The organism is Pseudomonas fluorescens, assembly GCF_902497625.1.
Classification (GTDB): domain Bacteria; phylum Pseudomonadota; class Gammaproteobacteria; order Pseudomonadales; family Pseudomonadaceae; genus Aquipseudomonas; species Aquipseudomonas fluorescens_BQ.
In genome coordinates, this window is the sequence record NZ_CABVGX010000061.1 from 17,647 (window position 1) to 27,863 (window position 10,217).

Sequence of the window (10,217 nt, forward strand, 5' to 3'; positions counted from 1 at the left end):
CCTCACTATGACTGCACCTTAGTCAATGCTGGCCCTTCACAACAACACAAGTATTTGCGGGATACAAAAAAACCCGCCGAAGCGGGTTTTTTGTCGATCAGCTCACACAGTCAGCCGAGCCCGTAATTACAGCTCGGAGAAGCACTCTTCGATGATCGCCAGACCTTTGTCCAACTGCTCGTCCGGCGACGTCAGCGGTACCAGGACGCGCAGTACGTTGCCGTAAGTGCCGCAGGACAGCAGGATCAGGCCCTTATCGCGCGCTTTGGCCACGACCGATGCCACCGCCGCAGCATTGGGCTTGTGACTGTCACCGTCGACGAACAGCTCGACCGCGATCATCGCGCCCAACGCACGGACTTCACCAATCACCGGGTATTTCGCCTGGATGGCCTTGAGGCCAGTGACCAGACGCTCGCCGACTGCCTTGCAGCGGTCCAGCAGGTGTTCTTCTTCGAACACTTCCATCACGGCCAGGGCTGCGGCGCAAGCGATCGGGCTACCGGCATACGTACCGCCGAGGCCGCCCGGAGCGATCGCGTCCATGTATTCGGCCTTGCCGCACACGCCGGCAAGCGGAAAACCGCCAGCGATGGATTTGGCGAAGGTGGTCAGGTCAGCGGAAACGCCCATCTGCTCCATGGCGAAGAAAGTACCGGTACGGCCAGCGCCGGTCTGCACTTCGTCGGCGATCAACAGAATGCCGTGCTGGTCGCACAGGGCACGCAGGCGCTTCATGAACTCTTTGGGCGCGACGTAGAAACCGCCTTCACCCTGTACCGGTTCGATGATGATGGCAGCGATGTCACGCGGCTCGGCATCGTTCTTGAAGATACGTTCGATGCTGGCGATCGAATCGTCGACGCTCACGCCGTGCAGCTCATTTGGGTACAGCGCACGGAATACGCCGCCCGGCATCAGGCCCATACCGGCCGAGTAAGGCACGACTTTACCAGTCAGGCCCAGGGTCATCATGGTGCGACCGTGGTAAGCGCCGGTGAAGGCGATTACACCAGCGCGGCCAGTGGCGGCACGGGCGATCTTCACGGCGTTTTCAACGGCCTCGGAACCGGTGGTGACCAGCAAGGTTTTCTTGGCGAAATCGCCTGGCACTTTCTCGTTGATTTTTTCGCAAAGCTCTACGTACGGTTCGTACGCCAGCACCTGGAAGCAGGTGTGAGTCAGCTTGTTCAGCTGTTCGGTCACGGCGGCGATGATTTTCGGGTGCACGTGGCCGGTGTTCAGCACAGCAATGCCGCCGGCGAAGTCGATGAACTCGCGGCCTTCAACGTCGGTCACGGTGGCGTTCTTCGCCGACTCGGCGAAAATCGGGTGAATCTGGCCAACACCGCGCGGTACAGCGGCTTCGCGGCGTTTCATCAGGGAAGCGTTAGTCTTGCTCATACAGTCCTCATTCGCCGCTCATCGGGCGGCGTGATTCAAGGAAAATGCGGCGGGGAGGGCACTGCGGCAGCATGCGATGATCGACTGCCACAGCGTTCCCGGCCACTGAGAAAATTCCGTTTGAAACGCAGAAAGGGTCAGCGCTCTCGTGCCCTCTCTGCTTATAGCTATGCCTTGCCCGACTTAGATGCCGAGGCAGAGGTATTTGATTTCCAGATAATCTTCGATGCCGTACTTGGAGCCTTCGCGGCCCAGGCCCGACGCCTTGATGCCGCCGAACGGCGCGACTTCGTTGGAGATCAATCCGGTGTTGACGCCGACCATACCGTATTCCAGGGCTTCTGCCACACGGAACACACGGCCCAGGTCACGCGCATAGAAATACGAGGCCAGACCGAACTCTGTGTCGTTCGACATCGCAATCACTTCGGCTTCGTCTTTAAAGCGGAACAGCGGCGCCAATGGGCCGAAGGTTTCTTCCTTGGCAACGGCTGCGTTATTCGGCACGTTGGTCAGAATGGTCGGCTCGAAGAAGTTGCCTTCCATCGATTTGCCGCCTGACAGTACGGTCGCGCCTTTGCTGACCGCATCAGCGATGTGTTCCTGAACCTTGGCTACGGCTTTTTCGTCGATCAGCGGACCGGTGGTGGTGCCTTCTTCCAGACCGTTACCGATCTTGAGCTTGGACACCGCCACTTTCAGCTTCTCGGCGAACGCGTCGTACACCGAATCCTGAATGTACAAACGGTTGGCGCAGACGCAGGTCTGACCGTTGTTGCGATACTTGGAGATGATCGCGCCTTCGACGGCCTTATCCAGGTCCGCGTCGTCGAACACGATGAACGGCGCGTTGCCGCCCAGCTCCAGAGATACTTTTTTGATGTCCTTGGCACATTCGGCCATCAGCTGACGACCGATTTCAGTCGAGCCGGTGAAGGACAATTTACGCACGATCGGGTTGCTGGTCAGCTCGCTACCGATGTCGCCGGCACTGCCGGACACCACGCTGAACACGCCGTTTGGAATGCCGGCACGCTGAGCCAGTTCAGCCAAAGCGAAAGCGGAGAACGGGGTTTGCGAAGCAGGCTTGAGCACCATGGTGCAACCGGCGGCCAGGGCTGGGCCAGCCTTGCGGGTGATCATCGCGGCCGGGAAATTCCACGGGGTGATCGCAGCGGTCACGCCGATTGGCTGCTTGATCACGATCAGGCGCTTGTCTGGCTGGTGACCCGGGATTACGTCGCCGTACACGCGCTTGGCTTCTTCGGCGAACCACTCGATAAAGGAAGCGGCGTAAACGATCTCGCCCTTGGCTTCGGCCAAAGGCTTGCCTTGCTCGAGGGTCATCAGGCGAGCGAGGTCATCCTGGTTCTCGATAATCAGTTCGAACCAACGACGCAGCTTGTTCGCACGATCCTTGGCGGTCAGGGCACGCCAGGCCGGCAACGCCTTGTCAGCGGCTTCGATCGCACGACGGGTTTCGGCGGCGCCCATCTTCGGCACAGTGCCTAGAATTTCGCCCGTTGCCGGGTTGTTGACGTTGATCGTCTGACCGTTGTCCGCGTCGACCCAAGCGCCATCGATGAAGGCTTGCTGGCGGAACAACTGGGTGTCTTTAAGCTGCATGTCGGCTTTCCTTAACAGCACCGCGACCGGCGCGGAGCAAATTATGATTGTAGAAAGGCGCCTGGAAGGCTGCCGTCAGGGAAATCATTCACCGGGCTGAAGCACATAAATAGCGCACGGATTGGACTCGTGCGGTTCAGCACCCAGACAAGAGCGTTTGAAATCTCAAACGAATCCTAGGATCAAAGGGGGTAAAGGACAATAGCCTGTTCGAAAAAAAGAACGAAAACTCCCCATTTGCCCAAGATTTTAGATCAGCGTAGCAAACCCGCGTTATGCTTTGGAAAAGCACTGTCGATTCAGCAGCATGGACGCCCGCAGTGCTTATGAGTATTATGGCGCCCGCTTGCACCAGTAGCTCAGCTGGATAGAGTACTGCCCTCCGAAGGCAGGGGTCGTGGGTTCGAATCCCGCCTGGTGCACCATATTTTAGAAACGAGAAAGCCTCAGATTGAAAGGTCTGGGGCTTTTTTGTGGGTGTTGTCTCGTCTTGGTTATCCCTACTTTTTGTTTCTCGCCAAGGCGCTATCCAAAGATGCCGCCTCCGACAGGGACAGCGATCGTCACGCTTGGGCTGCGCATTATTCGACGGCAATGAGTAAGGCGTTGGTAGATGATGCGGTGAAAGTGCTGACGCGGGCACCTTCGACGCGCGAGCAACCAAGCGCAGAGTAGTTAACACTCACCTTTGAAATGTGCCCCGAATTTTCGGGGACTCTATATCTGCAGGATGTGAGTGCGATCTGCTTTCCAATCAGAAACCGCGTGCGCAGGTTTCACGACTGCTTCGCAGCCGGACGCAGGCTGCGCCAGCTGCTACGGGGCGTGTCACGGCTTTACTTTTTTTAGAAACCAGAGCCATCTTTTACTCGGTCGTCCAGTCAAACTCGTCGTAATTATCATCCTCGTCGTCCTCAACTTCCTGCTCGTCAGGAACGTCGTCCTCAAACGCTTCTTCCGCCTGCTTGGCAAGTAAGAACTCCTTGCGGCTCTCGGTTATAGCTCGCCGCAAGTCCTGACCCTTTTCCGGGCAGTTAAGCATTTGGGCGATGCGGTCTATTTTTTTTGCCACGGCATCCTCCAACGCATCGGCTATAGGCCGATAGTGCGCGCTTTCGGAGGTTGATGCCAAATGGCGGCGCACGTGTTACCTCGGTTTTCTTCAATGCTTCGACCCGCAGCGATGCGCTTTGCGCTGGGAAGCGCTTGCGCAACGTGCGCCTTCCGCCTCGGCGCAGTCGGCGCTGGCGGCGCTGGCGGCGCTGGCGCAGAACCGGAGTAAAACGTCAGCGGTGATAACGCCGCACCACGCTGCTGTTTCTCAGCACATGACCTTTGATTTTTTCCATCAGTTGCGCGCGGGTCAAACCGGCAGGCAATGCCTGCGGAGCAAGGTCCAGGGCGTAGAGCTGAATAATGTAGTGGTGAGAGCTGTCCCCCACCGGCGGGCATGGGCCGATGTAGCCCGTGCTGCCTTTGCTGTTAACACCCGCTTCGCCCTCGAAGGCGGATTTTGCACCGACACCAGCGGGAATCTGGCGAGTCGTTGGCGGGATGCCGTAATGAAGCCAGTGATCCACGCCGAGGCCTTTCTGACCGTCTGGATCGTGCATGACGATCGCGTAGCTCTGCGTGCCTGCGGGGCCGGCGTTCCAGGCCAGCGCCGGGGACTGATTCTTACCGCCGCAGCCATTTGCGTCACTGACCGCGACCGAGGTGAACAGGCGGTTGTCGGAAACACCGGGCATGCTGAGGGTGAAGCGCTCCTGGGCTTGCGCGGGCAATTGCACGCAAAGGGCGACTGCAACGGCCGCCAGCCAAGGGTTCAAAGAGGTCAATCGGGTCATTCCGGAGCACCTTGTGCGGGTGAGGCCGTGGTCGGCGTGCAAACTATAGCCGGACCGTTCGTGCGGTGGCAGTGGCGATTGGCTGAACCTCGCCGCTGGCACACAACTCTCAAGTTAAACGCCTGACTGGAGAGCAATCATGGCCCTGCACCGCGTTGCCCGTTTAGCCGATGTGCCCGAAAACCGAGGTTTGGAAGTCAGCATCGGCGAGACCAAAATCGTCCTGCTGCGAGTCGGTGATCAATTGCGCGCTTACCAGGGCGCGTGCCCGCACGCTGGCGCGCCGCTGGCCGAAGGCGCGGTGTGTCACGGCCGGCTGATCTGCCCGTGGCACAAGGCGGCGTTTCGGATCGAAGATGGCGCGTTGTGCGAGCCGCCGTCGCTGGACAGCCTCAAGCGTTATCCGCTGGAGCTGCGCGGCGACGAGGTCTGGGTCAACGAACATGCACTGCCGGATGCCCACACGCCACCGGCCGATGATGACCGGACGTTTTTGATTGTCGGAGCAGGCGCCGCAGGCACGGCGTGCGCCGCAGCGCTACGGGAAAAAGGGTTCGGTGGCCGGATATCGCTGATCGATCGCGAGCCCGAGGCCGGTTACGACCGCACGGTGCTGAGCAAGTTTGTGCTTGCCGGCGAGATGCCACCCGACGAGGTGCCGCCGTTGCGTGATGAAGACTTTTATCGTCAGCAACGCATCGACCGTATCACTGGTGAAGTGGCAAGTCTGGAGGCGGCGAATCGCATCGTCCGCCTTAAAGACGGCCAGACCCTCGCCTATGACGCGGCCGTACTCGCGACCGGCGGCACGCCAAATCCATTGAAGCTGCCCGGCGCCGATTTACCGCAAGTGTTCTTGCTGCGCTCGAAGGATCAGGCTCAGCAAATCCTCGAAGCCGCCAAACCCGGCCAACGCGCGGTGATCATCGGCGACAGCTTTATCGCCATGGAATCCGCCGGCGCCTTGCGCGAACACGGTCTGGACGTCACGGTTCTGGCAAAACACGCGGTGCCATTTGCTAAACAGTTTGGCGAAACGGTCGGCAAGGCGATTCTTGCCCGTCATGTCGCCCACGGTGTGGTGTTTCGCAGCGACAGCGAAGCGGCGGAGATTGTAGGTTCACAGAACGTCGAAGCGGTGCTGCTGGAAAACGGTCAGCGTCTGCCGGCAGACCTGGTATTGGTCGGTATTGGCGTCAGCCCGGCAACCGACGCGTTTAGCGGATTACCAATGGAAGACGACCACTCACTGACAGTCGATGGTGGCATGCGCGTGACCGATGGGCTCTGGGCCGCCGGCGACATCGCGACCTTCCCGTTCAACGGCCAGCCCACCCGCATCGAACATTGGCGACTCGCGCAACAACACGCGCGCATCGCGGCAGCCAATATGCTGGGTGGCGACGAACATTATCTGGATGTACCGTTTTTCTGGACGTGGCACTACGGCAAAAACTACGACTACCTTGGCCATGCCGAAAGCTGGGATGAAGTCGAGTTCAAGGGCGATCCGTACCATCCGCCCTTCATTGGGCTGTTCGGTCAGAAGGGCTTGGTCGTAGCCGCCATCGCCTGCGAAGAAGGACGGGCGATGGCGATGCTGGCGGAGCGCATGAAACAGCCGCTGCCGGTAGATGAGGCGTGGCGGCTGGTCCGGGACGTCTAGGCGTTATTGGGTAACGCTGACGCCGCCCACTTTGCTCATGACGAAGCCTACAAACTCTTCGACGGTCATCTTCTGGCCGTTGAATTCCACCTGATTGTTGGCGTAATGCAGCTTGGTCACGATATTGGTCCCTTCAGCCTTGGCGAACTGAGAACCCACCGCCATGGCCCCGAACATGTCCGCAGTGGCGGTGGCTTGATCGGCGACGAGTTTGGCATCGGTCTGACCGTCGAGCTGGCCCTGCACGCTCAGCAGATCAACCAGCATCGGCTTGGACACTTGCAGATTTAAATCCAGTAGCGCAATCAGCTGCTTGGTCAGTTGGTCTGGCGGCAGGTCCATGGATTGCGGCTTGGTCAGGTCGAGCACCAGATTGGCGCGGCTTTCGCCATTAGTGGTCTTGAACGAAAGGTTCTCCAGGGCTACTTGAGGACCGGCGGCCAACAGCTTCTCCAGACCGGTTTTGACCTGAGCCTCCTCGGCCGGAGTCAGCACCAGTTCAGGCGCCGGCTCACCCGCAGCAGCGGCCTCGGCAGCCGCTTTTTCGTAAGGCTGCAGTTTGGTCTGGTAAACCTGCATCAGCGACATGCTCGCCGGAATGTCGAGATTCTTCAGGCTCATGGCCATTTGCGCTGAACCGATAGTCTTGCCGTTCAGCGACACTTCACCCACCTTGTAATCGGCCCGCCCGGACGCGCTGGTACCCTTCTCTTCCGTCTGGTTCTTCATTTCGAACTTTTTCACGCCCACCACCGACTGCTTCGCGCCGAACGTGGTTTTGCTGTCGGTCAGCTCGATGGTGTTTTCGCCGGTGTAATAGCCGTAAGTGCTTTTCACCAGGTTGCTGGCAACGGTAAGGCCGTTCAGCTCGACCTTCACGGGTGTCTGGTCTTCCGCGACGCTGGTCAGTACCAGGTTGTCCATATAGCCATCGGCCTTGACTTTTTGCGCCTGGGCGTTGGCAGCAACGTCCATGTTCAGGCCGGAAAATTTCAGGTTGGACTTGGCGTCGAGTGCCATGTCCAGCGGCAGCAATTGCAACGTGCCGTTGGTGGAGCGGTCGTAGCCGATGTTGACCACGCCGGTCAGCGGCGATTTGTCCTTGGCGGCGGCGAACCATTTTTCGGTGAGCGGGGTTCTTTCCAGTTCGTAGTGACTGGTGGCCATGACCGGCAGCCACTTCAGCGATATCAAGCGAGAAAACGGCAACGGACCATGTTCGATGTTATCGACAAGCAGCAGTTCGACCGGGGCCTCGCCGAACATCTCGCCTTCGCCCTTGAGGCGGTAATGTGCGGTGCTGCTGAACACGTGGCGTTCCAGCGAGACCAGCTCCAGCGAAGCAGTGCCGTTGGACCCGACCAGCGCGGCTTGCAGTTCTTTGTTGGCGTCTGCGATCGAGGTGTTCAAGACGCCTTCGATTTTGGTCCCGGTGTACCAGGCACCGCCCGCGCTGATTGCACCGATGGCCACAACAATTCCAAGAAGCACGCCTGCTGATTTATTCATAATGACTTGATCAATGTCCGTAGTTGAAATGTGGCCGTCTTCCCTCAACCCGTGACGGGTCTGGACACGACTGCGCTGAAAGTGCGGTGCAGATTAGCATCAGCCGCGTCGCACGGCTCAACGTTTAAAGGTTAAAGAGTGTCTATGGACTGCGGGTATCAAGCGAGAGTTTCGGCGCAAAGGGATTTGCGATCGCGTGTATGAGCAAGCTTGCTCGCGATAGCGTTCCCACAGACGCAAAGGTATTGACGCGGCGTCCGCCATCGCGAGCAAGCTTGCTCATACGGCGCATAACGCCGGACAGCAATCAGGAATACTGAACCTCAATCTCGTCCAGCTGATGATCAAAGCTCTTCAAACGCGCGGTCCACGTGTACACCAGCACCTCAAAATCACGATTGATTACCGCCCCGCCCGTGACTTCGGCGCGAGGATCGCAGAAGTCCAGCTGATAGCGTTCCCGCGCCATGGCGGTAGCGACTGCGGAGAGTTCGCGGGCATTGTTGAGCCAGTGCCAGTCTTCATCGGCAATTTGCTTGTCCAGTTCCAGACACTGCTTCTTCAGGGTTTCGAGACTTTTTTCCAGCGGCGTGCCGGTGAGCTCGCCCATGACCTCCTGAAAAGTGCGTCCCGGTTGCCAGTAACTGCCCCAGAAATAACGATCAAAGACCGTTTCGACGCGACGCAAAGCGACTTTGGTGTCCCAGATCAACACCCGCGTCTTGCCGCGTTCGCATTGTCTTTTTTTGACCCGTTGATCTTGAACCGAGGACCACGCCACCACCACGATTGCCATCACCGCGATCAGGGCGGCGACGCTGTCGAGGAAAATCAGCGCTGTCTCGATCTGATGCGCCAGCATGATGCCGTAAAAATAAGTGGCCGAGAGCAGCACCAGTGCGGCGATTGCGCACCAGAAGCCGGGAGCATAAGGGTTTCTCATTATTGTATCCCCATGACCAACGCAAGCCTTGATCGATGAAATCGGCGCGCGATCCCATCAAGTCAAAGCATAGCAATGGGTTCAGGGTTTGCCGGAGTTTGAAGCTTGCGTTCGTCCGCTTTCCCAACCGCCGCCCAAGGCCAGGAACAAGTCGATCTGACTCATCGCCACTTGGGTGTTGGCCGCCGCCAGTTGCGCCCGTACGTTGGTGTAGGTGCGAGTGGCTTGCAGGTCCGCCAGAAAGGAAGCACGACCGGCGGTAAAGAAGCGATGTGTCTGATCGGCTGCCAGTTGCGCCGACTGTTCGGCATCAGCCAACGCATCGCGGCGCTGCAGCAGCGCGGAATACTGTGCGAGGCCGGTCAGGGTTTCGCGAATTGCGTTGAGCACCACGCCATCAAAATGCGCCAGCGCGCCTTGGCTTGTCGCTTCGGCCTCGCGGATACGTGCGCGCGAACCGTTCGACGGTACGGTCCAGGTCAGCAGTGGGCCGAAGCCCCAGCGATTGGCCGCCGGTTTGCCGAGGTTTTCCAGCAGACCAACGGTGCCGACGCTCGCGCCGATGCTGATGTCCGGGTACAACTCGCCGGTAGCAATGCCGATGCCGGCCGTCGCGGCAGCCAATCGGCGTTCGGCCTGACGCACATCGGGACGTCGTTTGAGCAGCGTTGCACCGTCGCCCACCGGCAACAGCCGATTGATTTTTGGCAGTTCGGCGCATTCGCCGGTGCCGGCAGGCAGCTGGTCGAGCGGCTTGGCCAGCAGCATCGACAAGCGGAACAGCCCGGCCTGACGCGCCGCTGCATAGCGTGGCATGTCGGCGCGCAAGGATTTGAATTGGGTTTGCGAGCGCGTCACTTGTGTTTCATCACCCCGCCCGGCGTCGCGCAGGCGTTGGGTCAGCGCAGTGCTCTGCGCTTGCAGGTCGAGGGAATGCCGGGCGATCTCCTCTTCCTCGTTGGCCGCGCAAACTTGGGTATAAGCCCGCACAACGTCCGCGACCAGAGTAATGCGTGCGGTGTCGGCCGCCGCTTGCGTCGCATCGGCATTGGCCTTGGCCGCCTCGATGCCGCGTTGCAAGGTGCCGAACAGGTCGAACTGATAGGAGGTGGTAATGCCGATGTCGCCGACGTTGGCCACCGGCACTTTGTCTGCCAGCAGAAACGCTTCGCCGGATTCCTGCAAGCGCTGCGCGCCGATCTTCACGCCGCCACTCCAGCCC

General features: G+C 59.4%; 9 protein-coding genes and 1 tRNA gene. 3 read left to right on the forward strand and 7 right to left on the reverse strand.

From position 1 onward, the window contains the following. Positions 1-126 precede the first annotated feature (126 nt). Both gabT and gabD read right to left on the reverse strand, forming a co-directional pair. The gene (gabT, locus tag F8N12_RS25210; protein ID WP_150582809.1) at positions 127-1,404 is read right to left on the reverse strand and encodes a 4-aminobutyrate--2-oxoglutarate transaminase; all 1,278 of its coding nucleotides are present in this window, start codon (positions 1,402-1,404) and stop codon (positions 127-129) included. A gap of 183 nt (positions 1,405-1,587) precedes the next feature. After that, complete coding sequence (gabD, locus tag F8N12_RS25215) at positions 1,588-3,030, reverse strand: NADP-dependent succinate-semialdehyde dehydrogenase (protein WP_150582810.1); 1,443 nt, start codon at positions 3,028-3,030, stop codon at positions 1,588-1,590. Between the two features lie 348 nt (positions 3,031-3,378). Between gabD and F8N12_RS25220 the strand changes: the two genes are divergently transcribed. Both F8N12_RS25220 and F8N12_RS28360 read left to right on the forward strand, forming a co-directional pair. After that, positions 3,379-3,455, forward strand: a tRNA-Arg gene (locus F8N12_RS25220). Positions 3,456-3,507: 52 nt separating this feature from the next. After that, complete coding sequence (locus F8N12_RS28360) at positions 3,508-3,705, forward strand: DUF3077 domain-containing protein (RefSeq protein ID WP_224787748.1); 198 nt, start codon at positions 3,508-3,510, stop codon at positions 3,703-3,705. Positions 3,706-3,895: 190 nt separating this feature from the next. On the opposite strand, the gene F8N12_RS25230 is transcribed toward F8N12_RS28360, so the two are convergent. Beyond that, positions 3,896-4,162 (reverse strand): hypothetical protein, encoded by a 267-nt coding sequence (locus F8N12_RS25230; RefSeq protein ID WP_224787749.1) that lies wholly within the window; start codon positions 4,160-4,162, stop codon positions 3,896-3,898. A gap of 154 nt (positions 4,163-4,316) precedes the next feature. After that, on the reverse strand, positions 4,317-4,877 hold the full coding sequence (locus F8N12_RS25235; protein WP_150582811.1) for a YbhB/YbcL family Raf kinase inhibitor-like protein: 561 nt from the start codon (positions 4,875-4,877) through the stop codon (positions 4,317-4,319). Between the two features lie 139 nt (positions 4,878-5,016). Here F8N12_RS25235 and F8N12_RS25240 point away from each other — a divergent pair, with 139 nt between their 5' ends. Further along, the gene (locus F8N12_RS25240; protein ID WP_150582812.1) at positions 5,017-6,543 is read left to right on the forward strand and encodes an apoptosis inducing factor family protein; all 1,527 of its coding nucleotides are present in this window, start codon (positions 5,017-5,019) and stop codon (positions 6,541-6,543) included. 3 nt (positions 6,544-6,546) lie between these two features. Here the strand turns inward: F8N12_RS25240 and F8N12_RS25245 are convergent, their stop codons facing one another. From F8N12_RS25245 to F8N12_RS25255, 3 genes are all read right to left on the reverse strand, one after another. Beyond that, positions 6,547-8,052, reverse strand: a complete 1,506-nt coding sequence (locus F8N12_RS25245) for a YdgA family protein (protein WP_150582813.1) — start codon at positions 8,050-8,052, stop codon at positions 6,547-6,549. 307 nt (positions 8,053-8,359) lie between these two features. Next, the gene (locus F8N12_RS25250; protein ID WP_150582814.1) at positions 8,360-8,995 is read right to left on the reverse strand and encodes an NADH:ubiquinone oxidoreductase subunit N; all 636 of its coding nucleotides are present in this window, start codon (positions 8,993-8,995) and stop codon (positions 8,360-8,362) included. A gap of 81 nt (positions 8,996-9,076) precedes the next feature. After that, the coding region (locus F8N12_RS25255; protein WP_150582815.1) for a TolC family protein at positions 9,077-10,217 on the reverse strand (1,141 nt) is incomplete at its 5' end.